This is a genomic window from Daejeonella rubra (genome assembly GCF_900103545.1).
GTDB classification, from domain to species: Bacteria; Bacteroidota; Bacteroidia; order Sphingobacteriales; family Sphingobacteriaceae; genus Daejeonella; species Daejeonella rubra.
The window spans coordinates 93,828-120,233 of the sequence record NZ_FNHH01000011.1 but is presented as its reverse complement, the minus strand read 5'-3'; the positions used below and the strand labels follow the sequence as shown (position 1 = coordinate 120,233).

Below are 26,406 nucleotides of genomic sequence, written 5' to 3'. Positions count from 1 at the left end.
TAAGGATCAGTACGCTACACAGACTGGTTCTTGACCGTCTTAAAAAACAAAGATAAAAACAATTTTATTTGGAAATCAACACAGAATCTCTACGGATTGTCAATAAAGAAGAGTCTTCCGACTCGAATAAACAATAAAATATCCTTTAGCTTTTTTCTGAAAGCCAATTTTATGCGTTGTTAATTAAGATATAAAATGCAAAATTTTAATTAATACTCCTTCCTTAAATATTCTCCTACAACCTGTTTGAATGAAATCATGCTTGATCTTGGTTTCTATAAATCGGTCATCCTTCCAGAAAACTAACTAACAAATGCCTCGTTTCCGGTTTCCCGTAAGATATTCTACTCAATTAAAAGGAATTTTAGTAAACGAAAATTTTAAGCAAGAAAAGTAATTAATTGAATGGCAGGTTAATGCTTTTTTTCGGTATGTGCTATAAGGTTACAGAGTGCTTGATAATAGGACTTACTTTACAAATTGTATCTATCATTTATAATCAAATACTGAGTCAAAATATCATTATTAAGGGTAGTGGTTGAATGGTTAAATATTGATTAGCAGGAAGAATAGAGGAGCTTGAGGCATATTTTTATGAATGTCAAAAAGGCTACAATTCATAGGGATTCATGAAGATTGTGATTTTTTATTAACCTAATAAATAAATTGTTGGCAAGTTAAAATTGAAAATTACATGGATGAATTAATTTCACTTTATAGAGAAAGACTCAAAATTGTTGATGGTCATTTGAAGGAGTATAATTTAAATGTACCACCTGAGAAGAAAGCTACAAACCCCTTTTTTATTACTATTCCTGACGATTATGGTTCTTATTCAAACAGAATAATGATTTTTGGGCAAGAAACAAATGGTTGGTGTAATGAATGTGGTAACAATAGTGAATATTCTAATTCATTAGATAAGTCAATTGAAATTTACCGTAAATTCTATCTTAATGGAGGAATAAACAGTTATTCTGGTCCATTTTGGAATGAATTCAAGAGAATTAGAAAGGCTATTCAGGAACACAAAAACACAGTGTTTTTGTGGAATAATGTTAATAAAATAGGACGAATAGGTAAAGGAAATATAAAAGAGATCAACGAAATACAATTTCGTTATTTTCAATTAATACGGGACGAAATCGAACTTTTGAAACCTAATGTAATAGTTTTTCTCACTGGATCTGATTACGATTATTTCATCGAGAATAATTTTGGAAAATTCAAACAAACAGAAATTTCGGATAGTATTTGGGAAATTTCCTTTAACGATGATAGATTGAAATCTATAAAATCTTTTAAGACCTATCATCCAAACGCATTATATTTTAAAGGCAAGAATAGAACGGTAATTCCAAATTTGATAAATGAAATAAAAAATGCCTGCATATAATAGGGCTTACCTCAAAGTGGGGGCTTGATTGGTTCTGTTATGATTTGTTGTTATCTAATAATTAGGGTTTGATTGATTTTGAAGTGCTGACAAATTGCATCTCTTTTAATTGAAGTTATTAACTTTTGGTTAAGATAAACGTACATATTCGTTTATATGGGGATAGGTATTCAAATAAACTTGAAATCTGATTTTTTAATAAGCAAATTCAATAAGCCTGATATATATGGTACAATACACCCGGATTTGCGTGGCTTGGAGAGAGTTCTTCAGGGGTATATACAAGTTATAGGGCATTTTAAAGAACGACACAATACAATATGAAACGACAAATATCAGACGCTGAAAAGCAACAAGTAAGACTACAACAACAGGACAAAGACGGCTCTTTGAGATGTTTCATTTCAGGAGAAGTTATCGGAGATACAGACGACTTTGAATATGACCATATTTTACCTTTTTCAAAACAAGGTGACAGTGATTTATCGAACATCCGAATTGTTCTCAAAGAATATAATCGCAGAAAATCAGACCAGCCTTTATATGAGTTTAGAGACAATTACAAACTTGAGAAACTTTTCAACGACAAGAAAAACAACATCAAACTGCAAGACATTTTTCTACTTAAAGAAATTTTGCCAAAATCATTTCATTTTACCATTGAACCCAACAACATAAAAATTGATGATGGAGTTGATAAAAGAACTTTTTCACTTTTGTTCGACAACATTTTAAACGTTCAATATTTCTACGGTCGAATTCCTATTAAGTGGCTTGAAAATGACGATCAAGAAGGCTTGCAACCGAGAGTTATCGACTACAAAAGACTCATCAGTTTAAGAGACCATTTAAAAGACCATCCACAACTTGCGCCTTCAATTGCCCGACTAATTGACAATAGAATAAAATTGTTTGACGGACAGCACAAATTAGCTGGACAGGTTTTAAACAACACTAGAGAAGTTGACATCAAAGCCTACATTTCACCAACAGAAGCAGATAAAGCAAAAAAGCTATTTGACGACTTGATGATTACAAATCTTGATGCACACTCAAAACACAAACAAATACCCTTTTATACTTCTACTTTGCTTGACAGACTTTCTGTTATTTACAAAGAAATGTTAGGGGAATTCACATCAACAAAACCAGTTGACAAACACTCGGAAGAAAATTTCATAAGCTACCTTGTTTCTGATAAACAACACAGCCGTGCGGACGCAAAGCAAATGCTTAAAAGTGCAATTATGACTAATGCAGTTGAATTATCTGCAATTAACAATTTTACTGCTGTTGCATCAAGAGACACAGGTTTTGCATTATCAATTGACTTGTTGAAAACGGCAGTATTTCCAAACACATTATTTCTTGAACCATCTTCTGCAAACTTTAAATCTTCCGGAGATTTTAGAGATTCTGAATTGGAAAATTTTAAAGAAGTTTCTGTTTTGCTTGTTCAGTATGGACAATTAAATAATTGGGTCCAGAATACTCGTGGAAAATCATTGACAAATATTGAATTGAAAGCAAGAAGAATTTGGCATAAAGGTGCTGTTTTGACTTGGGCTCCATATTTAAAAAGTATTTTGGGTATGGCTTTCAACTTCATAACAAATGACGACAGAGAAAAACTGTTGTATCGTGCAGTTATGGACACTAATCAAAAAGATAGAATTGGAGTTTGTTTGCAACGACTTTTCAATCATCCGCTTTGGGACGAACCAGAAGGAGAAATTGATAGTTTACTTGTTTCAGCAAGACGACAAGACGAATTGTTCAACAGAAAAGGACTAACAGAAATGTATGTTTTAACTGGACGAAATTAATGACGACCGAAAGAAAAACGCCCTATAACAGCACCTACAAGAAATTGGCGGTTCAGGGCTACGAAGATGCATTTGGGGTTTATGGAAATTAGGTTATTCGCTACTATATTCGTGCTAATAGGCGCCAACTTCTTAAACCCACAAACCGTTATAGCCAATGCATGACGATACTGTAAACCGACTAAATATAGACCAATAAAATGGGACAACGACAAGATAAATTTAAAGAGATTACACTAAAAAAGTTTACTGCTTTTAAGCACGACAAATTAACTTTAAGGGAACTTGAAAACTCAAACTTATTTAATAAAGTTAGCGAGACCTACAAAAAGTTAGGTGGACAATTAGAAACGGTTCCGACAAATTACGGCCCTTGGGACATATCAACAAAAGACTTTATTATTGAGTTTGACGAAGAACGACACTTCAACCGATACAGATTAGAAACACTACACTCAAGTTTTTACGACAATAATTCGAATTTTTTGGTTGCTAACTATAAGGACTTTTGTAAAGACTTTGAAAGCAATTGCCTAAGTGCAGCAAGTTGGGGTAAGAATTGGAAAAATGACTCGACAGAAAAAATGTTTTTACAAAGTAATGTAGACGCAAATTTATCAGGCAATGGTAGCTCTCGCTGGCGACAAAGAGCCTATTACGACTTTATGAAAGATATTACCTCTAGTATAAGAAATATTCCAGTTTATAGAGTTTCAATTTATGACAAGTTTTGCGGCAAGACAATTGACAGTTTATTGAGCAACAACGACAACAATATAATTAACGACTTTATAGATGAAATTAGAAAATAACCTTGGCTATAAGCACCTACAAGAAATTGGCGGTTCAGTGCTCCGCAGACACATTTGTGGCTATTCAAAATTGGTTCTCCGCATCAACATTTGAAGTAAAAATCGCCAATTTCTTGTGCCTTCAAACCTTACAAGCATCCCTAAAAAAATCAACACTGCGTGCACTAACCGCCACCCCAAAATGCCTGCCACCCATTCACCCCATTTGATTTTACCCAAAACCCAACCCGACCCTTCCCAAAAACCAAAACAACTAAATTTTACCAACCCACCGATAAGAATGATAACTTTATGAATTCATAAATGCATAACTAATAATGTTCGAACAAACCTTTAAGAATATAGATGATATCCTGCATAAAGATGCTGGTTGTGGTAGTGAATTAGATTATGTGGAGCAAACTTCCTGGGTATTGTTCTTAAAGTATTTGGACGATTTAGAAAAAGATAAAGCTACCGCTGCTGAATTGACAGGTAAGACTTACACACCCATAATTGCTAGCGAATACCAATGGACAGTTTGGGCCGCACCAAAAGGAACAGATGGCAAAATTGACCACCACAAAGCTTTAACAGGCGATGATTTGGCAGATTTTGTAAATATTCAACTGTTCCCTTATCTCAAAAAGTTTAAGGCAGATGCTGTAAGTGCCGACACCATTGAATATAAAATTGGTGAGATCTTCAGCGAGCTAAAAAACCGCATACAAAGCGGTTATAACTTACGCGAGGTAATCAACCGTATTGATGAACTTCGGTTCCGCACACATGCCGAAAAGCATGAAATGAGCCATTTGTATGAGTCTAAAATACAAAACATGGGCAATGCCGGGCGCAATGGTGGTGAATATTATACTCCAAGGCCGCTTATTACAACCATTGTAAAAGTAGTAGCTCCAGAGATTGGAAATAAAGTATACGATGGTGCTGTGGGTAGTGCTGGTTTCTTGTGTGAGGCGTTCGACTTTTTACAAAAAAGCAAAACACTAACTACCTCTGATGTAGAAACCCTGCAGAAGAAAACCTTTTACGGGAAAGAAAAAAAATCACTGGCTTACATCATTGGTACCATGAATATGATTTTTCACGGTATTGAAGCACCTAACATTATCCATACCAATACCCTTGCCGAAAACTTAGCGGATATTCAAGAGAAAGATCGCTACGATATTGTGTTGGCTAATCCTCCCTTCGGTGGAAAAGAACGTGCCGAAGTGCAGCAAAACTTCCCAATTAAAACTGGTGAAACGGCCTCTCTATTCCTTCAGCATTTTATTAAAATACTAAAGGCAGGAGGTAAAGCAGGTATAGTGATTAAAAATACCTTTTTGAGTAATACAGATAATGCTTCGGTTGCTTTGCGTAAACAATTGCTGGAAAGTTGCAACCTACATACCGTGTTAGATTTGCCTGGTGGAACGTTTACCGGTGCAGGAGTGAAAACCGTGGTGCTATTTTTTGAGAAAGGGTCTTCCACTAAAAAGGTTTGGTTTTACCAGCTGAACTTAGACAGGAACCTCGGCAAGACCAATGCCCTGAACGAAAAAGATCTGTCAGACTTTGTAGAATTGCAAAAAACAAAAGCAGAAGGCGAAAACTCCTGGACGATTGATTTAAAAAACATTGACCAAACTACCTTTGATCTGTCAGCCAAAAACCCCAACAAAAAAGAAGAAGCCGCCTTACGCCAACCAGAAGAAATTTTGGAGGAGATGAAAGCCCTGGACGAAGAAAGTGCGGACATTTTAAATTCAATTTTGGGATTGATATGAAACAGGGTTGGGAGATAAAGAAATTAGGTGAAGTTTATGATGTTAGAGATGGCACACACGATTCTCCAAAATACGTGAGTGAGGGTTACGCTTTGATCACATCAAAAAATCTAAAGAATGACAGTTTGAATTATGATAATGTAAACTATATAACCGAACAGGATTACATCAATATCAATAAGAGAAGCAAAGTTGACATTGGTGATATTTTATTTGCTATGATTGGAACTATTGGTAATCCAGTAGTAATTAAGGATGAACCAGATTTTGCAATTAAAAATGTTGCATTGTTCAAAGTTCCTAAAAGTCAAGACAGCTTTTTTTTAAAATACTTCCTTGATTCAAGCAATGTCATTGATTGTATGTCAAACGATGCAAAGGGAGCTACTCAAAAATTTGTTGGTTTAGGATATCTAAGGAATTTTGAGATTTCCCTTCCACCCCTCCCCGAACAACAACGCATAGTAGCCATATTAGATGAAGCCTTTGAGGCAATAGCCAGGGCAAAAGCCAATGCCGAACAAAACCTCAAAAATGCTAAAGAACTTTTTGAAAGTTATTTGCAGGGGGTGTTTGAGAATGGTAATGAAAACTGGGAAACGAAAAGCTTAGATGAATTGGGAACAATTACTTCAAGCAAACGAATTTACAAAAGCGAGTATGTAAAAGATGGTGTTCCTTTTTATAGAACTAAGGAAATTAAGGAATTATCAAATGGAAAAAGTATAACCTTGGAATTATTCATTTCAAGAAAAAGATACAATGAAATAAAAAAATCATTTGGCGTTCCTCAGATTAATGATTTACTCATGTCGGCAGTTGGAACAATTGGCGAAATAATGGTTATTGAAAATAGTGAAGAATTTTATTTTAAGGATGGAAACATTGTTTGGTTCAAAGGGTTTAAAAGTTTAGATACGAATTATTTAAAATTTGCTTTGACTGCATTTGTAGAAAAAATTAAAGGTCTTGCAATTGGTGCTGCATATAGTGCTTTGACAATAGAAAAATTAAATAAATATCAAATTTCTTTTCCAAAAACAATTGAAGAACAACAGACTATCGTTCAAAAATTAGATGCACTATCCACCGAAACCAAAAAATTAGAAGCTATTTACAAACAGAAAATAAATGATTTAGAAGAACTCAAAAAATCAGTTTTACAAAAGGCATTTAGTGGGGAATTAAAAATAACAACAGCATTAGTATGAACGAAGCAGAAACAAGAGCAGAACTCATAGACCCTCAATTAAAAGCTTGTGGTTGGGGCGTTATAGAGGGCTCAAAAATCCTTCGTGAATACAATATTACAGCTGGTAAAATCCAAACCGGGGGCATAAGAGGCAAGAAAATCATTGCTGATTATATACTGGTTTACAAAGGAATTAAACTGGCGGTTGTTGAAGCTAAAAGCGATGATCTGGGTGTAGGTGAAGGCGTAGCACAAGCCAAACAATATGCAGAAAAATTAAAATTAGAAACCACTTATTCATCCAACGGCAAAGAAATTTACAGCATCTGCATGAAGACAGGTGCAGAAGGTTTGGTAGCTTTTTATTTAACCCCTGATGAGTTATGGGACAAAACCTTTGCCATTCAAAATGAGTGGAGAGAAAAATTTGCAAATGTTCCTTTTGAAGATAAAAGTGGCTCTTGGCAATTACGGTACTATCAGGAGATTGCCGTTAAAAACACTCTGGAGGCAGTCGCCAATCATAAAGACCGTATTTTATTAACCCTGGCAACAGGAACAGGAAAGACAGCTATTGCCTTTCAAATTGCCTGGAAATTATTCCAAACCCGTTGGAACCTGTCTGCCGGACAGGCAGGCTTAAAGCCATATTTATCACGCAGACCACGTATATTATTTTTAGCTGATCGAAACATTTTAGCAGATCAGGCCTTCAATTCGTTTTCTGCCTTTGCCGAAGATGCTCTGGTTCGGATAAAACCAAATGAAGTAAAAAAGAATGGTCGTGTTCCTACCAATGGAAATATATTCTTCACGATTTTCCAGTCGTTTATGTCTGGTAAAGACGAAGACGGAAATCCAATACCAAACTACGGACAATATGCTCCCGATTATTTTGACTTCATCATTATTGATGAGTGTCATCGAGGTGGGGCAAATGACGAAGGTAACTGGCGTGGGATTTTAGAATATTTCTCACCTGCCGTTCAGTTAGGCTTAACAGCTACCCCTAAACGACAGGACAATGTAGACACCTATAAATATTTTGGTGAGCCCGTTTACATCTATTCACTAAAGGAAGGCATTAACGATGGTTTCCTTACACCGTTTAAGGTGAAACGAATCAAAACCACGCTGGATGACTATATCTATACAAGCGATGATCAAATAATTGAAGGGGATATTGAAGAAGGAAAATTATACACTGAACCTGATTTCAATAAAATTATTGAAATAAAAGCCAGAGAGGCAAAACGTGTTCAGATCTATATGGACGATGCCAATCAAAAAGAAAAGGCAATTATTTTTTGTGCAACACAAGACCATGCTGCCGCAGTACGTGAGCTTGTAAACCAAAAGAAAAAACCTGTCCCGGGCTCAGGAAGCTCTGAACCTAATTATTGTGTTCGGGTTACTGCCAATGACGGAGAAATGGGAGAACAATTTCTGCGTGAGTTTCAGGACAACGAGAAAACGATACCTACTATACTTACTACCTCACAAAAACTCTCCACTGGAGTTGATGCACGGAATATTCGTAACATCGTTTTGATGCGTCCTGTAAATTCCATGATTGAGTTCAAGCAAATAGTTGGTCGCGGTACCCGTTTATTTGATGGAAAGGACTTTTTTACAATCTATGACTTTGTGGATGCCTACCACCATTTTGCCGATCCTGAATGGGATGGAGAGCCATTGGAACCAGAGATTCCCATGGTGAATGAGCCAAAGGCACCCTATGAAACAGGAGTAGCTGTAGATGGTGGTGAAGGTGGAGAAAAAAGCGAAAAGACCAAGCGCATTAAAATCAAGTTGCGGGATGGCAAGGAACGTGAAATTCAGCATATGATGTCCACTTCATTCTGGAGTGCCGATGGTAAGCCAATTTCGGTAGAAGAATTCCTGAATAATCTGTTTGGAGAATTGCCCAATCTTTTCAAGAATGAAGATGAGTTGCGGACACTTTGGAGCAATCCAATTACCAGACGTACATTATTAGAGAAACTAGACGATGCAGGTTTTGGAAAGGATGAACTGTCCACCCTGCAAAAACTTATTAACGCTGAAAAAAGCGATCTCTTTGATGTATTGGAATATGTGTTTAACAGCGATATTAAGCCAATGACGCGGGAAGCAAGAGTTGCAGCGGCTCAAGCCACCATTTTTGCATTGCTCGACAACAAACAAAAAGAGTTTATCGAATTCGTATTAAGTAAATACATTGAAACAGGCGTTGAAGAACTTGATCAGGAGAAACTACCAGTCTTACTGACAAACAAATATCAATCCCTGGAAGATGCCAAAAACATTTTGGGTGATGTAGCTAATATCAGCCGTTTGTTCATAGAGTTTCAGGAACATCTTTATAAACAGAAGACAGCATAATTACCGGGCAAGCGACCAATAAAAAAGCCACAAACCTAAATTTGTAGCTCTTTTAATGATCAACCTGCGGAGAGGGTGGGATTCGAACCCACGGTACCATTGCTAGTACACGAACTTTCCAAGCTCGCTCGTTCGGCCACTCTGACACCTCTCCAATTATTGGGCCTTGTTATTATTATAATAATTCCCTTTTGCTCTCCAAGGGAGTCCTTTGGACTGACACCTCTCCAATTTATTGGGCCTTATTGTTATTCTTTTCTACCACGTGATGATTCGTCCTTCGGACTGACACCTCTCAAAATCACCAACCTTTCCTTTCGGAAGGGATGCAAAAGTATCAAAATTCTGTAAACATTACAGGCTTTTATAAATATTAGCTGTTTACAATCGTTTCGCCCGACCATTTAGTGCTGAAATTTCAATATGTTTGCAACATTATTTAAAAACCAAAGATTTCAGGAATTGATGCTGAGTCTCGACGAGATCAAAAAACCCATAGCCGCAGAACTGGACACCTTTGAAGGGAAGTTCAAATCTTCCATGCAAAGTTCTGTTCCGCTTCTGGACCGTATAACACATTATATTGTTAAACGTAAGGGGAAGCAGATCCGTCCCATGTTCGTATTCTTTTCTGCCAGTCTTTGCGGCGGAATTACCGAAGCTACCCATCGCGGTGCAGCCCTTGTCGAATTATTGCATACCGCCACCCTCGTTCATGATGATGTGGTGGATAATTCATACCAAAGACGCGGATTCTTCTCTGTGAATGCTTTATGGAAAAATAAGATCGCGGTTCTGGTGGGTGATTTTCTGTTATCCAAAGGCTTGCTGCTCTCCATCAATAATGGCGACTTCGGTTTGCTGAGATTGGTTTCAGATGCGGTGAAGCAGATGAGTGAGGGAGAATTATTGCAGATCGAGAAAGCCCGCCGACTGGATATCGACGAAAAGGTTTATTATGAGGTGATCCGTCAGAAGACCGCTTCCTTAATTGCTTCATGCTGTGCATGCGGTGCTTCTTCTGCAGGTGCCAATGAGGATACGGTTGAAAAAATGCGTCTTTTTGGTGAAAAGGTGGGCATTGCCTTCCAGATCAAGGATGATCTTTTCGATTTCGGTACAGATGACATCGGGAAACCATTGGGAATCGACATCAAGGAAAAAAAGATCACGCTACCCCTGATCTATGCTTTGAATAAGTCGGGAAGCTCTGAGAAGAAGAGAGTTATCAATTTGGTTAAGAATCATAATGAGGAAGCTGAAAAGGTTTCCGAGATCATAGATTTTGTTCGCAATAGCGGAGGGATGGATTATGCCAGATCTCAGATGGAGATGTATCAAAATGAAGCCTTTGCTATTTTAAATGAATTTCCGGAACATGAATCACGAAGGGCCCTCGAGCAACTGGTCCGCTTTACCACTGAACGTAAAAAATAAAAATGTCTAACGAATATCTGTTTTTTGGCAGCTTTCTGCTGTTTATTGTCCTGATGCTTTCTATTGACCTCGGACTTTTCAATAAAAAAGACCATAAAGTAAGCCTGAAAGAAGCTGCTGTAATGAGCTTTATCTGGGTGAGCTTTGCACTGGGTTTTTATTTCTTACTGATCACGAATGGGGAGATCCTGCATGGGATCAATAATTTTGCACAGTTGCAGGAGGTCACGACCAGCCATCTTCATAACATTACGCTCAATCCGAATAATTATGCCGAAAGTCTGGCTATTTATAAGCAGAATCTGGGATTGGAGTTCATCACAGGTTATGTGATTGAATATGCGCTTTCAGTAGATAATATCTTTGTGATGGTGCTGATCTTCACAGCCTTTAATGTCGACGAAAAATACTACCACAGGGTGCTTTTCTGGGGAATCATTGGCGCTGTATTAATGCGCTTTATCTTCATATTCCTTGGTTCTACCCTGATCAATGAGTTCGGCTGGATCCTGTATATTTTCGGGGCATTCCTGATCTATACCGGTATCACGATGTTCATCAGCAGGGACGAAGAGGAGAAGATCGATACGGAGAATCATAAGGTTGTTCGTTTTGCCTCCAGATACTTCTCTGTCTACCCGGAATATGTCGGTAATAAGTTCTTTATTAAGGTGGATGGTGCAAAGATGGTAACCCCTCTTTTTATTGTGCTGTTGATCGTTGAGTTCACAGATCTGATCTTTGCTGTAGATTCTATTCCTGCAATCTTTGCGGTAACGAAAGACCCTTATATTGTGTTTTTCTCCAATATTTTTGCCATCCTGGGATTACGTTCCATGTTCTTCTTGTTGGTTAATGTGATCCATAAATTCCATTACCTGAAGGTGGGATTAGCCTTTTTGCTTGTCTTTATCGGTGTTAAAATGCTTGCCCACCACTGGCTGAGCCTTTGGGGCTTTACAACCATGCATTCTTTGTTTGTGATTTTGTTTATTCTTACGACGAGTATTGTGGCTTCGCTGGTGTTTCCGAAGAAGGACTGAGGTCAGAAGTCTGAGGTAGGAGGTCTGAGGTCGGAGGTATGATGTCTGAGCCTAACCAACTAGCTACTAACAAACTAAAAGCGTGTGAAAATTATTGCTATTTAGGAAAGAACCACCCCCTTTTATTCCCCCGCCAGCGGTGGACACTGGGTGGCTAGGAATATGTTGTAATATTGAAATTTCAATCCATTTTCGAAATTTTCTTATCCGCCATACTGTCCACCGCTGGCGGGGGGTGTGTTGGCCAGAGCGCTGGAAGGGGGTGGTTCGGAATGCTATATTTCTGAGGTAGGAGGTCTGAAGTATGAGGTAAGATGTCTGAGCCTAGCCAACTAACCAACTAGCTACTAACAAACTAAAAGCGTGTGAAAATTATTCCTATTTAGAAAGAACCACCCCCTTTTATTCCCCCGCTCCAATGGAGTCCCACGGACCAGCGGTGGACACTGGGTGGCTAGGAATTCAATTATCTGAAGAAATACCAGTAATTTCAAAAACCACTTCATCATCCTGACTCTTGGCTCTTGGTTCCTGGCTCTTCCAGGTTCCTGGCTCTGCCTAAAGCATTTTCAATATCTCATCCACATACGCCCTGTCATTAGCTAATCGAGGTACCTTATGCTGACCGCCAAGTTTGCCGCGGCTTTTCATCCATTCATAGAATGTTCCGTCTGGAGCAATGTGGACTAGTGGGCGGCCTAAGGCCATATCACGGTAACGTTTGGCATCATAATCTGAATTGATCTCACGCAGGGTTTGATCCATAAGGTCGGTGAAACGCTCGATGTCATCAGGTTTTTTCTCGAACTCAATGATCCATTCATGTCCTCCGGCATTATTGCCTTTAAAATAAATGGGACAAGCAGTATAATCGCGAATGATCGCTCCCGTCTCCTGACAGGCTCTGGCAAGGCCCTTTTCAGCATTGTCAATGATCAGCTCTTCACCGAAGGCATTAATAAAATGTTTGGTGCGGCCGGTGATCTGTATGCGGTGTGGTGAAAGTGAAGTAAATTTAATGGTATCCCCGATCATGTACCGCCATAGACCGGCATTGGTAGAGATGATAAGAGCATAGTTTTTATTGAGCTGTACCTCGTCAAGTCGCAGGGTTTTAGGATTTTCCTTATGCAGGTCTTCCATGGGAAGGAACTCATAGTAAATGCCGTAATCCAGCATCAGCAGCATCTCTTCCGACTTCGACTGATCCTGTATCCCAAAAAAACCTTCCGATGCATTATAAGTTTCCAGATAATACATATCATCAGAAGGAATCAGCTTTTTAAACTGCTCGCGGTATGGATTAAAGTTTACTGCACCATGGAAATAAAATTCCAGGTTGGGCCAGACTTCAAGCAGGTTGTCTTTGCCGGTAATTTCCAGAATCCGTTTGGCAAGAACGATGTTCCAGGTAGGTACCCCCGAAATATTGGTGACATTCACATCGATGGTTGCCCTGGCCATCTTTTCGACCTTCTCCTCAAAATTGTCCATCAAAGCGATCGACATGTCAGGAGTACGGTAGAACTCAGCCCAGAAAGGTAAATTCTTGATCAGCACCGCAGATAGGTCGCCGAAGCAGGAATCGGCATTCAGCTGATTGATCTGGTGACTGCCACCCAAAACCAGGCATTTCCCTGTAAATATTCGGGTATCCGGCCGGTTATTGCAATACATCGACAGCAGATCCTTGCCGCCTTTAAAATGGCACTCCTCCAGTGATTCTTCACTGACAGGAATAAACTTACTTCGGTCATTGGTAGTGCCCGAAGATTTGGCAAACCATTTTATTTCTGAAGGCCAGAGTACGTTTTGCTCACCGCTGAGCATTTTTTCTATGTAGGGTTTAAGGCTGTCGTAGGTCTGGATCGGAACCCGTTCTTTGAACTGTTCCTGGTTATAGATCGACTCATAACCATGCATTTTGCCCCATTCTGTATTTTGTGCAGTAGATATTAAATTCTGGAACCACTCATCCTGAACATCATAAGGATATTTTATGAAAAGCTCGATCTGGTGCATCCGCTTTTTCATAATCCAGGTAAAAATGGAATTTACAATTGTCATTTTATAAGAGCTGTTTACCGGGCTAAAATTTTCTTTTTACGTAATTCAAAATTCTGTCCAAGATAGAATTTTTTGGCCATTTCATTGTTAGCGATCTCCTGCGGGGTGCCGGTTAGCATGATCTTTCCTTCTGCCAGAAGGTAGGCTCTGTCTGTGATGGAAAGGGTTTCCTGCACATTATGGTCGGTGATCAGGATGCCGATATTGCGCAGTTTAAGCTTGGCTACAATGCTTTGGATCTCTTCAACCGCAATTGGGTCAACTCCTGCAAAGGGCTCATCCAGGAGGATAAAATTAGGATCTGCTGCAAGCGCTCTGGAGATCTCTGTCCTGCGGCGCTCTCCACCTGATAAGAGGTCGCCACGGTTCTTCCTGACCTTATGCAGACTGAACTCATCGATCAGCTCCTCCAGTTTATGTTTTTGTTCCTCTTTGCTGAGTTTTGACATTTCAAGCACTGCTTTGATATTGTCTTCAACAGTTAGCTTCCTGAAAACTGAAGCTTCCTGCGCCAGGTAACCGATCCCTTTCTGGGCTCTCCTGTACATGGCATCTTCAGTGATATCCTCATCATCTAAATAAACATGACCTTCATTGGGTTTGATGAGCCCTACGATCATGTAAAAGGAGGTTGTTTTACCTGCCCCGTTCGGACCCAGTAAACCAACGATCTCTCCCTGTGAAACATGGAACGACACATTGTTCACAACGGTCCGCTGCTTATATTTTTTTACAAGGTTCTCTGCTCTGAGTATCATTCGTTTAGGACCGGAAGAGTCGCTCGTATTCCCTTGATGTTCAGTTGTATCGATCGTTTCTCTTTCCATACGTTTTCTTCAATAGTATAACAAATGTCAAATGGGGCACCTGAATTGATCATCGGAAGAAATTCTCCCAAACCAAATCCAATGCAATTATAATAGGTCTGATTATCCTGATGGACGCACATTTTCAAATGATTGGTTCCTGCCAGGGATGCACTTCCGTAAGTATAAACATTTCTGCTAAGAAAAACGGGGGCCATATTTTGCGGACCGAAAGGTTCAAACTGTTTTAAGATGCGGAAAAATTTCGCGTCAATATGCTGGAGAGCAATTTCGGCATCAATGTTTATGGACTGAATCAGTTGTTCATCGGTAATTGTTCTGGATACAACCTCTTCAAAGCGTTGCTGAAATGCGGGAATATTCTCCGTTTTCATGGTCAGACCTGCTGCGTATTTATGCCCTCCGAACTGTTCGAGCAGGTCGCTGCATTCGCTTAATGCTTCGTACAGGTCAAATCCAATGACAGATCGTGCTGAACCTGCTGCCATTCCGTTCGAGTTGGTCATGACAATGGTTGGGCGGTAGTATTTTTCTGTCAGGCGGGAAGCCACAATCCCTATAACGCCTTTATGCCAGTCCTGATTATAAACAACCGTAGTTTTCCTGGCTATGAGCTCAGGATTTGTATCGATCAAAGCCAGCGCCTGTTCCGTGATCAGGCTATCGTGTTCTTTTCGTTCGGTATTCTTCGTATTAATGATCTGACCTTTTTCGAATGCAAAGGCATCATTATCAGCAATTAGTAAGTTTACGGCATGCTTTGCATCGTCAATCCTGCCGGCTGCATTTATTCTGGGACCAATGGTGAAGACCACATCGGTGATGGTGAGATCGTCTTTTCTTCCTGAGAGGTTCATGAGGGCGGTTAAGCCTTTGCATGGATCAGTATTCAGCTTATGAAGTCCGAACCAGGCTAAAACCCTGTTCTCACCTGTTATGGGAACTATATCGGATGCAATACTGCAGGCAACAAGATCGAGATAAGTACTTACATCCTCAAACGGAAGATCATTTTTTAGGGCGTATGCCTGGATGAGCTTGAACCCAATGCCACATCCTGATAATTCTTTATAGGGATAATCGCAATCCGATCGTTTTGGGTCGAGGACAGCAATTGCCGCCGGTAAAATATCTCCCGGGAGGTGATGATCACAGATAATGAAATCAACGCCTTTTTCATTGGCATAAGCGATCTTATCGACTGATTTTATTCCGCAGTCGAGTGCGATGATGAGCGAGTATCCATTTTCAAAAGCATAGTCAATACCCTGGGTTGAAATACCGTATCCTTCAAGATAGCGGTCGGGGATATAGAAATCAATTTCTGAATGGTGTTTTTTAAGGAAACTATAGGTAAGTGCGACAGAGGTGGTTCCATCCACATCATAATCTCCATAGACCAGGATCTTTTCGCACGTTTGAATGGCAAGCTCTATACGGGCAATTGCCAGATCCATATCCTTCATTAAATAGGGGTCATGAAGCTGCTCAAGTGCCGGTCTGAAGAAATAACGGGACTCCTCATAGGTGTTGATTCCCCGTTTGACCAGAAGATCTGCCAGAATGCTGTCAATTTTCAGAGATTCCTGCAATTCTGCTATTGCAGTAAGGTTTTCAACCTCCCGTTCCACCCACCTTTTTTGCATATCTTTGCCTTAGTAATCTGTAAAAATAGAATTTAACCTTATAATATACAAAGAACGTTGAAAGCTTTAGCCTTATATGAAGGATCTTATTCTGTAGACAGCTCAAAGACATTCATTCCCTTCGATCCAGCCATCCATAATCCCAAAGACAGACCCGCTTCTCTCTTTATTTTTGTTCAGCCTTTTCTTGTTGAAACAAAGAATGATCTGATCGTTCTGGATACCGGTCTTGGCTTTAAGGGCGAGTCGGGAGAGCTGCTGATCCATGAGAATATCCGTCGTGCCGGCTATGATCCGAATGATGTGAGTTTAGTGCTGATGTCGCATCTGCACTTTGATCATGCAGGCGGCATGGTGAATAATACGGATGGACAAGTGTCCCTGACCTTTCCGAATGCCGAGTATGTGATTCAGCGTGGTGAGTGGGAAGCCGCATACAGTAAGCCATCACGCTCCTACAAAACCGAAATATTTAATTTCATGCAGCGGAGTGGTTCGGTGCATTTTATTGAGGGCAGCGGACAATTTAATAATGAGATCTCGTATGAGTTTACCGGTGGACATTGTGAGAATCACCAGGTATTCCTGATAAGAGAAAATGATGAAACTATTTTCTTTGGTGCCGATATACTTCCCGAACCTGAACAATTATTGCGGAAATTCATTGCCAAATATGACTTTGATGGCCGAAGATCCATGGAATTAAGACAGGAATACGGTATGAGGGCAGTGGAAGAGAATTGGCAATGTCTTTTCTATCACGCAAAAAGCAAAGCTATTGCCAGGGTGGGGTTTGAGAATGAGGCTTTTCGAATTTTGTAGTTGGTTAGTAGCTAGATGGTTAGATGATAGTTACTCAGGCTTCAGACCTCAGATCTCCTACCTCCTACCTCCTACCTCCTACCTCAAAAATCAGGAACCTCTTGTTCAATTAAATCAAAACGTCCCTGATCTTTGTTTCTATTTAGCTTTTCTTCGCAGTCAAATTAATACTCAGCTCAAACTCATCATCAATTGCTTTGTCGCCGATATCGCCAAAGAAAGTCTTTGAGCGGAATTTGATATCATATTTAGTACGGTCAACGCGGATGCCACTTGCCACTGCAACTACTACTCCTTTTTGTTGTTTTACGGTTGCAGGAAATGTGATGGAGTGGGTAAATCCTTTAATGCTTAGGTTTCCTGTGATATTTACGCGGTCTGCACCTGCAGCTGTTACTTTGGTGATCTCGAATTTAGACATTGGGTTCTTTTCTGCTGAAAAGAAATCATCAGATTTTAAATGCGTTGTTACCCTGGCATTATCGGAAGTAATGCTTGACATGTTCATTTGAAAGTTACCGCTTTTTAATGCTTTTCCACTATAAACCAGCTTTCCATCAGCAATTTTAACTGTACCGGCATGGCCGCCACCTACTTTTTTAGCTGTCCATTCAATAGTTGAACGTTCTACATCGACAGTATAAATATCGTCCTTAATAGGATTAAAAGCCGTCATGAAGAACATGCCAGCAATAAGGCTTAGGATTGTAATGCTTTTTTTCATCTTTTATAATAAATTTATATCTAACCTAATATAAACGTGTTTTTTGCAAATCCCATATTGTCGCTTAGAAATTACCTCTCGTTGACAATTGCCTAGGAGCCTTTATTGTTGAAGTAAATACGGAAGGTAGTTCCAACATCAGGCAAACTATCCACTTCAATCTTCCCGTTCATGGCTTCTATTTGTGATTTAATAATATATAGTCCAAGACCCTTACCTTCAATTTTGGTATGAAAGCGCTGGTAAAGACCAAATATCTTTTTTCCGAATTTCTCCATATTAATACCAATACCATTATCGCTGAAATACAATACGGTTTGGTCTTTGTTCTTTCTTGTTTTTAAACTGATCACCAGTTTTCTATCATTCGATTTATACTTGATCGAATTAGTTAATAAGTTGATCAGAATACTATTCAGGAAATGTCTTGGGAAATAGATGCTTTTGCATTCAGTGAAGTTTGTTTCAATATGCATGCCGGATTGCCGAACCTGATTTTCTATGCTGCTCAGCACAAGGTTGAGTTCAGTTTGCAGGTCAAGATCTTCGCATTGAGTATTCTCGCCTGATTTACTGGCTACAATTTCAACAAGATCATTTAAAGTAGAATTCAGTTGTAATACACATTGATGGATACTATTATTGATTTCTTCCTTAATTTCTTTAGACAGAGTTTCATCAGTTTGCATTTCAGTGAGGCTTAATAAATTGACAACAGGAGCCCGCAGATTATGCGAGGTGATGTATGCGAATTTTTCAAGTTCATTATTGGTTTTTGTAAGTGCTTTAGTTAGCTCCTGCAATTCAATTTCTCTGCTTTTAATTACATCGATATCAAGGATTGCCCCAACGACATGCCTGCCATCGTTTGCCTGGAAAATCTTGCTGAATGATAAGATCCATTTCCAATAACCCTGATTGGTTTTAATTCGATAGGTTAAGTTATTGTAGTTTGAATTGCCAGCTCTAAGAGCGAGTACTGAATTCTGAATACTTTTTTTATCATCCGGATGTATGGCGTCTATCCAGCCATCGTGACTGGCAAATAATTTAGGATCACAGCCTAAATTCAGGAACCATTTTTCATCAAATCTAATTTCGTTCGTATCCAGGTTTCTATCCCATATTCCAAGGTCGGCTGCTTCTATTGCCAACTCTAAACGTCTTTCTGTTTTTGTTCTGTTTACTATTTCATCCTGCAAGTCCTGAGTTTTCTTCAGAACCAGTTTGCGCAATTGCCAGTTTCCAATAAGTGCGAGGATAAAGAGGAAGGCGCCAATGCCGATAGCATAAAGAAGTTCATCAAAATATTTGATCTTTCTTGTAATCGTGGAAGTGAAAAGTAATCCATCAAGGCTGGTATCATCCGGAGCAATTCCCAATTGTTTGTATATTCTAAGCATTGTTTGCCAACGGCCTGAATTGGTATGCCCAATCTCAATGAGATCTGGCAGAATGAGATTTTTCATCTCTTTCGCCTCATTCAATAAATTTTCACGGCTTAAGCCACGTTCTTTTACACCCGGAAGATTAATGATATAGTCTGCCATCTCATCAGGGTGATTCATGGCATAATACCAGCCTTTAATGCTTGCCTGATTGAATTTTTCAACGATCTCAGGATTATTGCTTGCCATTTCACTTGTCGTGAAGATCAGGTCGCCATAAAAATCAATCCCGTAATCGATGGGGTTGATCAAAGATACCTCATAGCCCTTCTCGCGGACAAGCTGCGGTTCCATTGTGATATATCCAGTTACAGCATCTACTTTTCCGCTGATCAGATCCATACTGTTCCATGAATGATCTATTAGTTTGACGCTTTCTTCGGGAATTCCTTCTTTTAAGAATAAAGCCCTTAATAGGGGCCAGCCCTGGCTTTCGGAAGCCATGATTTTCTTCCCTGCAAGATCTGATGGCGAATTTATTTTCTTGTCGGCCATAGTCATAATGACATATGGCGAATGCTGAAATATCACTGAAACAACTACTACTGGTTTTTTATTGATATGATCATTGAGGATATCGGAGCCTGTTATGCCGAAATCAGCTTCACCTGACAAGACAGTACTAACCGGAGGTCTTGTAATTCCACCTTCAATTAATTCTACATCGAAACCAGCCTCTTTGTAAAATCCTTTTTCTTTAGCCGCATAATAACCGGCAAACTGAAATTGATGATGCCATTTAAGCTGAAGCTTTAGTGGTTTTAAATTCTGAGCAATAGCAGGCAAAGAGCAGGAAATGCTCAGAAACAGGAGGGTTTTAAAAAGTAAATGAAACTGAAAATTTATTTTCATATGCACATTACGATTTTATGCTTCTCAAATGGCCGGCAGGCTGCGATAAATAAGCCTCATTGTCTGGCATATCTAAAATCAGGTGTATGCTTAAATGGATTAGTGCATTTACTATCTCTACTATTTATTAACTTAATCAAAGTAAAGATAATCTTTGATTAATAAGTATTACCCCTCAATTATTATTGGGATTATTAGTAATTAAAAATACCCCACCTTTTACGGCGGGGTATCACAATATTATTTACTATTTATATTATTTATTTTATACAACTTCCTCAGCATAAGACTCAATTGGTGGACAAGAACAAATAAGTGTTCTGTCGCCATGCGTGTCATTGACTCTTCCAACAGAAGGCCAGAATTTGAATGCTGCAACATAAGGCAGTGGGAAGGCTGCCTGCTGACGTGAATATGGGTGTGCCCAGCCATTTGCAGTTACAACAGCTGAAGTATGAGGCGCATTTTTCAATGGATTGTCTGTTTTATCCATTATGCCATTCTCTACTTCTTCAATTTCTGATCGGATGGCGATCATTGCATCACAGAAACGATCAAGTTCATGCTTAGGTTCTGATTCTGTAGGCTCGATCATCACAGTTCCTGCTACCGGAAAGGACACTGTTGGTGCATGGAAGCCATAATCCATCAGTCTTTTGGCAATATCAGTAACTTCAATGCCAAAATTCTTGAAAGCACGGCAATCAAGGATCATCTCATGTGCACATCGTCCCTGGCTTCCTGAATATAGAACAGGGTAGGAGCCTTCTAAGCGGGCTTTGATATAATTGGCATTCAGGATAGCAAATTTAGTTGCATTGGCCAATCCGTCGCCACCCATCATAGCAATATATGCATGTGATATTAACAGGATAGATGCTGAGCCCCATGGTGCAGATGAAACAGCAGAAATAGATTTACTGTTACCCATGTTTACAATTGCATGTCCCGGTAAATATGGTACCAGATGTTTTGCAACTCCAATGGGTCCCATTCCCGGGCCGCCCCCTCCATGAGGGATACAAAATGTTTTATGAAGATTTAAGTGGCAAACATCGGCTCCAATGGTTGCAGGACTTGTTAATCCTACCTGAGCATTCATGTTGGCCCCATCCATATAAACCTGTCCGCCATATTGGTGAATGATCTCACAGATCTCAACGATCGATTCCTCAAATACCCCATGGGTAGATGGGTAAGTTACCATCAGGCAAGATAGATCTTCAGCATGTTCAATTGCTTTTTCCTTCAGGTCGGAAACATCAATATTTCCACGCTCATCACATTTTACAATGATGATCTTCATGCCAGCCATTGCTGCAGAAGCAGGGTTGGTGCCATGTGCCGAAGAAGGAATTAAAGCCACATTCCGTTGTTTGTCGCCTCTGTCCAGATGATAAGCGCGGATAACCATCAGGCCTGCATACTCGCCCTGAGCACCTGAATTAGGCTGTAAACTCATTGCTGCAAAGCCTGTGATCTCGCTGAGCCATTCATTTAATTCGGCGAAGATCTGCATATATCCCCCAACCTGATCTGTTGGAGCAAATGGATGGATCTTACTGAATTCTGCCCATGTAACCGGAACCATTTCGGTAGTTGCATTCAGTTTCATGGTACAAGATCCTAATGCAATCATTGAATGGCAAAGTGAAAGGTCTTTTGCTTCCAGCGACTTGATATACCTGAGCATCTCATGTTCTGAGTGATGCGAATTGAATACCGGGTGTGTTAAATAGCTTGATTTTCTTTGCAGTTCAGACGGGATCTGTGATCTGATATCAGATTTTAATCCATCAAGGTCAAGGTCGTGAATGCTTTTGCCTTTAACTTTTGCGAAAAATTTGATCAGGGTTAACACATCTTCTGTTGAAGTAGTTTCATCAAGTGTGATGCTAACCAATGAACCTTCATAGTTCAGGTTAACCTCATTATTTATGGCTTCAGCGTGGATCGAATTTTTTAGTTCGCCAAGATCTAATTTCAGTGTATCAAAGAAAAACTGATTGTCTTGTTTGTATCCTAAACTTACCAGAGCTTTTGACAGAAATACTGTCAGGCCATGGATGCGTTCTGCGATCAGTTTTATTCCTGCAGGTCCGTGATAAATGGCATACATACTGGCCATAATTGCCAATAAAGCCTGAGCTGTACAAATATTTGAAGTGGCTTTATCTCTACGGATATGCTGTTCACGTGTCTGCAAGGCCATTCTGAGTGCATAATTTCCGGCACTGTCAATGGTGACTCCGATAATTCTCCCCGGCAGAGAACGCTTGTATTCTTCTTTTGTAGCGAAGAATGCTGCGTGTGGTCCCCCAAAGCCCATCGGAATTCCGAAACGCTGTGTTGAACCAACTACAATGTCAGCACCCCATTCTCCCGGAGGAGTTAAAAGCGCTAACGCCATGATATCGGCTGCAACGGTTAGTTTGATGCCTTTTTCATGTGCTTTTGTGGCAAAATCAGAGTAATTATACACTTCTCCTTTACCTGCCGGATATTGAACCATTGCTCCAAACATGGTTTCATCCAGTTCAACTGTCTGATGATCACCAATACGGATCTCTATTCCATAGGGAGCAGAGCGGGTCTTTAAAATATCTATTGTTTGAGTCAGTACTTCCTGAGAAACAAAGAATACTTTGGCATCGTCATTTTTACGAAGGCTGTATTGCATGAACATCGCTTCGGCGGCGGCTGTCCCTTCATCGAGAAGGGAGGCATTTGCTATTGCCATTCCTGTGAGGTCGATCACCATGGTCTGGAAATTTAACAATGCCTGTAAACGGCCCTGTGCAATTTCTGCCTGATAGGGAGTGTATTGGGTATACCATCCCGGATTTTCCAGAATATTGCGTTGTATAACCCCTGGAACGATCACATCGTGATATCCCTGGCCGATGTATGATTTAAAAACTTTATTTTTTGAGGCTGTTAATTTAAGATCATTCAGGTAATCGAATTCACTTTTTGCAGCCGGCAGATCTAATGCTTTTTTTAATCGGATGTTTGCCGGCACTGTTTGCTCGATCAATTCATCGATAGAATCCACACAAATAACATCAAGCATTTTGTCAATATCTTTCTCATTTGGAGCGATATGACGTTGCTCAAATTTTTCCTGATAATCTATATTCAATTTCATTAAAATAGGGGGAGTTTTGGTGCCGCAAAAATAAGCATTTTCCCCATATTTCATTGAGCGTGAATTATTTTCACGAGAAAAATATTTGTAAGATCAGAGTTCATAGTAAATTACCCTCCAGGATTACGAATAGATAGTCTTTGAAAGATATTATTCTCCGGTAACAACCCAGCCGGCTTCTTTTTTAAGTTTAAGCTTATAGGTCTTAGTGATGAATTCACTATTGGATGCCTTGCTGTTGTCAAAAGAATAAAAATCGGTCTCTTCTCTTTTTAAGGTTACGGTAGCTTTGGCAGTTTTGTTAGCTGATTTTACAAAATTTACGGGTTTTTCCTCATCCAGAATATAGGTTACAGTCTTAACTTTTGCCTTGTCCTTACCCTGACTGATAACCAGTGGTGCGGCTTTCTCTGTAAGGCTGATCTGATAAACAAATGTGCTGTCTTTTGATAAAAACCGTTTCTTTCCTTCAATCAGTTCCATTTTGATGAGGCCATTATCTTCTAAAGCTTCGTACTTACGGAGCTCTTCCTGATCTTTTTCACCTTTGAAACTCATCTCACCATAATTAAAAGAAGTCGTTTTGTACTCCGGATTTGATTCGAGATAGTCGGCGATCACTGCCGATGCTTCATTTTCATTGATACTGGTTTCACTTCCGCATCCATTCATAAAAATGGTGCTGAATAAAATAAACAGGAGTGTTGCTGATCTTTTCATAGCTTTTATCTTATTTAAGAAGATGTACTAAAAATATGCCGCTTTTTAAATATGAAAGAGTGGCATTCATATCGAATTCGTTTTATTAAATAACTTCAATGAGCTTCTCCCCATTTCTTTCTGATAGAGTCCCGAAACAAACGATGTTCTTTTCAGGAATTCCATTGTCTCTTAGTATCTGTTCAAATTCACTTGCTTTTTCCTCCTGAATAGCAACTAATAGTCCGCCGCTTGTCTGAGGGTCTGCCAGAATATGCTTCTGTCTATCTGTAATGGTTTTCACCTTATGCCCGTAGCTGGCCCAATTCCTGTTGGTGCCCCCGGGAACAGAGTTCTGATCCAGATATTCGTCGATCTCATTTATTCTTGGAACTTTGTCAAACTCAATTATAGCCTGCAAATTACTTCCTTCACACATCTCAGATAAATGGCCTAATAATCCGAATCCGGTTACATCGGTCATCGCTTTTACATAGTCAAGTTTGCCCAGCGTTTCGCCGATCTTATTCAGCATCGACATGCTTTTAGGTGCAATATCAGCATGCTCAGGTTTCAAAATGCCTTTTTTCTGTGCGGTGGTTAATATGCCAACACCTAATGCTTTGGTTAAATATAGTTTGCATCCTGCAATGGCTGTTGAATTTTGTTTTAAGTTCTGAATATCAACCATGCCATTTACTGCGAGTCCGAATATAGGCTCCGGACTATCAATACTGTGTCCACCGGCAAGGGTAATTCCTGCTTCGGCACAAATAGAACGCGAACCTTCCAGAACTTTTTGAGCTACTTCAGGAGAGAGCTTATCGATGGGCCAGCCCAGAATGGCAATGGCAAGCACCGGCTTACCACCCATAGCGTACACATCACTGATGGCATTTGCTGAAGCGATCCTGCCAAAATCATAGGCATCATCAACGATCGGCATAAAAAAATCTGTAGTTGAAATTAAAGCTGTACCGTTACCCAGGTCTAAAACTGCGGCATCATCACGCGTGTTATTGCCAACCAATAAAGATGGATCTACGGCATGTTTTATTGGGCTGTGCAGGATAAGATCCAGAACTGCCGGACTGATCTTACATCCGCAGCCTGCACCATGTGAATATTGAGTTAATTTTATTTCTTCAGGGTTCATTTATTGTAGATATGAGTATTGAGATATGAGTATAGAGACCCGATAGCTATCAGGTTGAGATATTAGATATTCAGGATTGTATTTGGTTTTAATATTTCATTTGATTGAATGTAATTTAACAGGAGAGAGCTGTTTTCATCAGCTTCTGTACTGCTGCACTCAATGATATGGATATTTTCTTTTTCTCTTTTTCCCTGGCCGTTGGCATAGGTTTTATCATAATATACCAATACGATCTTGATGAAAGTGTCCATTCGGTCTTCCCGGATAGCGGCAATGGCATCTCTGGTTTGTTCGGGCCCAAGCCTTTTTCCAATTCTAACGGTGCTCTCGATCAGGAATTCCTTGTCCAGTTTTCCATATTCTTCCACCAGAAAGTCAACTCTTTCCTGAAAGGGCACTTCAAGTTTCAGCAGGGCAGATTCACGCATCTGCTGAAAAATAGGGTTCGGAATAAAGCATTTCCCGATCGACAGGCTTTCATCTTCCAGCCAAAGGGGCTTTGTTTTATCTATTTTAATAAGCTGGGATGCCAGTAAATTTTCAAAATGCTCCTGACTGGGTTGTTTCAAATACCCCATTGATCCATAAGAAGAGCCCTGATGCTGAGCCAGATCTTCCAGATCAATAACCTGCTGGTTAAGTTCTTTTAGCTTAACTAAGGTTTTTGTTTTGCCTGATCCGGTCATTCCTCCCAAAATGAGGATAGGATAATTTTCTTTGAACTGCGCCAATACCCAGTTTCGGTATCGCTTGTATCCCCCTTCCAGAAGATATACCTCAAAACCGTACAGGTTCAATGCCCATGCCATTGCGCCGCTTCGCATACCACCACGCCAGCAATGAACCAGGATCTTTTTCCCGGGAGCAATCTTGAGGGCTTGCTGAATAAATCCCGACCATTTTGGTCCGGTAAGATCAAAACCAAGCAAAATAGCTTCCTCCCGACCTTTTTGTTTGTAGGTTGTCCCAACTATAACCCTTTCCTCATTGGAGAAGATCGGAAGATTAAACGCACCCGGAATACTGGCATGTTCAAATTCAAGGGGCGTTCTTACGTCTACCACAGGTATAGTATCAGCCAATTCCAGGAATTTAACAATGTCCAGTGTTTGAGTCATTTTATGTTATAATTATTTGATTTTTTTTGAACC

At 39.7% G+C, this 26,406-nt stretch carries 18 protein-coding genes and 1 tRNA gene; 9 read left to right on the top strand and 10 right to left on the bottom strand.

Annotation, left to right across the window (positions count from 1 at the left end):
* Window positions 1-694 precede the first annotated feature (694 nt).
* From BLR27_RS09875 to hsdR, 6 genes are all read left to right on the top strand, one after another.
* A complete protein-coding gene (locus tag BLR27_RS09875; protein WP_090704363.1) occupies window positions 695-1,396 on the top strand; it encodes a uracil-DNA glycosylase family protein in 702 nt (233 codons plus the stop codon).
* Window positions 1,397-1,716: 320 nt separating this feature from the next.
* On the top strand, window positions 1,717-3,222 hold the full coding sequence (locus BLR27_RS09870; protein ID WP_090704361.1) for an HNH endonuclease domain-containing protein: 1,506 nt from the start codon (window positions 1,717-1,719) through the stop codon (window positions 3,220-3,222).
* Window positions 3,223-3,422: 200 nt separating this feature from the next.
* Window positions 3,423-4,034 carry a DUF7255 family protein gene (locus BLR27_RS09865; protein ID WP_090704358.1) on the top strand — a complete coding sequence of 204 codons (612 nt, stop codon included), beginning with the start codon at window positions 3,423-3,425 and terminating at the stop codon, window positions 4,032-4,034.
* Window positions 4,035-4,351: 317 nt separating this feature from the next.
* Window positions 4,352-5,806 (top strand): class I SAM-dependent DNA methyltransferase, encoded by a 1,455-nt coding sequence (locus BLR27_RS09860; protein ID WP_090704356.1) that lies wholly within the window; start codon window positions 4,352-4,354, stop codon window positions 5,804-5,806.
* Window positions 5,803-7,017, top strand: a complete 1,215-nt coding sequence (locus tag BLR27_RS09855) for a restriction endonuclease subunit S (protein ID WP_090704354.1) — start codon at window positions 5,803-5,805, stop codon at window positions 7,015-7,017. Before BLR27_RS09860 ends, BLR27_RS09855 begins: the two co-directional genes overlap by 4 nt.
* Window positions 7,014-9,383, top strand: coding sequence for an EcoAI/FtnUII family type I restriction enzme subunit R (gene hsdR, locus BLR27_RS09850; RefSeq protein ID WP_090704352.1), 2,370 nt, complete (start codon window positions 7,014-7,016; stop codon window positions 9,381-9,383). Before BLR27_RS09855 ends, hsdR begins: the two co-directional genes overlap by 4 nt.
* A gap of 67 nt (window positions 9,384-9,450) precedes the next feature.
* On the opposite strand, the gene BLR27_RS09845 is transcribed toward hsdR, so the two are convergent.
* Window positions 9,451-9,537: transfer RNA gene (locus tag BLR27_RS09845), tRNA-Ser, on the bottom strand.
* A 311-nt stretch (window positions 9,538-9,848) separates the two neighbouring features.
* Here BLR27_RS09845 and BLR27_RS09840 point away from each other — a divergent pair.
* Together BLR27_RS09840 and BLR27_RS09835 are read left to right on the top strand one after the other, a co-directional pair.
* Window positions 9,849-10,820 (top strand): polyprenyl synthetase family protein, encoded by a 972-nt coding sequence (locus BLR27_RS09840; RefSeq protein ID WP_090704377.1) that lies wholly within the window; start codon window positions 9,849-9,851, stop codon window positions 10,818-10,820.
* Between the two features lie 2 nt (window positions 10,821-10,822).
* Entirely contained in the window at window positions 10,823-11,863 is a 1,041-nt protein-coding gene (locus tag BLR27_RS09835) for a TerC family protein (protein ID WP_090704350.1), read from the top strand.
* Window positions 11,864-12,421: 558 nt separating this feature from the next.
* On the opposite strand, the gene BLR27_RS09830 is transcribed toward BLR27_RS09835, so the two are convergent.
* From BLR27_RS09830 to recJ, 3 genes are read right to left on the bottom strand one after another with little or no spacing between them, the layout of a single operon-like run.
* Window positions 12,422-13,930: a GH3 auxin-responsive promoter family protein gene (locus BLR27_RS09830; protein WP_090704349.1), complete on the bottom strand. Its 1,509-nt coding sequence runs from the start codon at window positions 13,928-13,930 to the stop codon at window positions 12,422-12,424.
* 14 nt (window positions 13,931-13,944) lie between these two features.
* Window positions 13,945-14,688 (bottom strand): LPS export ABC transporter ATP-binding protein, encoded by a 744-nt coding sequence (gene lptB, locus BLR27_RS09825; protein ID WP_090704347.1) that lies wholly within the window; start codon window positions 14,686-14,688, stop codon window positions 13,945-13,947.
* Window positions 14,685-16,403 carry a single-stranded-DNA-specific exonuclease RecJ gene (gene recJ / locus BLR27_RS09820; RefSeq protein WP_090704345.1) on the bottom strand — a complete coding sequence of 573 codons (1,719 nt, stop codon included), beginning with the start codon at window positions 16,401-16,403 and terminating at the stop codon, window positions 14,685-14,687. Before recJ ends, lptB begins: the two co-directional genes overlap by 4 nt.
* A gap of 57 nt (window positions 16,404-16,460) precedes the next feature.
* Between recJ and BLR27_RS09815 the strand changes: the two genes are divergently transcribed.
* On the top strand, window positions 16,461-17,225 hold the full coding sequence (locus tag BLR27_RS09815; RefSeq protein WP_090704343.1) for an MBL fold metallo-hydrolase: 765 nt from the start codon (window positions 16,461-16,463) through the stop codon (window positions 17,223-17,225).
* Between the two features lie 142 nt (window positions 17,226-17,367).
* Here the strand turns inward: BLR27_RS09815 and BLR27_RS09810 are convergent, their stop codons facing one another.
* The 6 genes from BLR27_RS09810 to mnmH form a co-directional block, all read right to left on the bottom strand.
* Window positions 17,368-17,949 (bottom strand): YceI family protein, encoded by a 582-nt coding sequence (locus tag BLR27_RS09810; RefSeq protein WP_090704341.1) that lies wholly within the window; start codon window positions 17,947-17,949, stop codon window positions 17,368-17,370.
* Window positions 17,950-18,041: 92 nt separating this feature from the next.
* The gene (locus BLR27_RS09805; protein ID WP_090704338.1) at window positions 18,042-20,249 is read right to left on the bottom strand and encodes an ABC transporter substrate-binding protein; all 2,208 of its coding nucleotides are present in this window, start codon (window positions 20,247-20,249) and stop codon (window positions 18,042-18,044) included.
* Window positions 20,250-20,514: 265 nt separating this feature from the next.
* Window positions 20,515-23,397, bottom strand: a complete 2,883-nt coding sequence (gene gcvP, locus BLR27_RS09800; RefSeq protein WP_090704375.1) for an aminomethyl-transferring glycine dehydrogenase — start codon at window positions 23,395-23,397, stop codon at window positions 20,515-20,517.
* Between the two features lie 150 nt (window positions 23,398-23,547).
* Entirely contained in the window at window positions 23,548-24,117 is a 570-nt protein-coding gene (locus BLR27_RS09795) for a hypothetical protein (protein ID WP_090704336.1), read from the bottom strand.
* A gap of 85 nt (window positions 24,118-24,202) precedes the next feature.
* Window positions 24,203-25,252, bottom strand: a complete 1,050-nt coding sequence (gene selD / locus BLR27_RS09790; RefSeq protein WP_090704334.1) for a selenide, water dikinase SelD — start codon at window positions 25,250-25,252, stop codon at window positions 24,203-24,205.
* 62 nt (window positions 25,253-25,314) lie between these two features.
* A complete protein-coding gene (gene mnmH / locus BLR27_RS09785; RefSeq protein WP_090704332.1) occupies window positions 25,315-26,373 on the bottom strand; it encodes a tRNA 2-selenouridine(34) synthase MnmH in 1,059 nt (352 codons plus the stop codon).
* Between the last annotated feature and the right edge of the window lie 33 nt (window positions 26,374-26,406).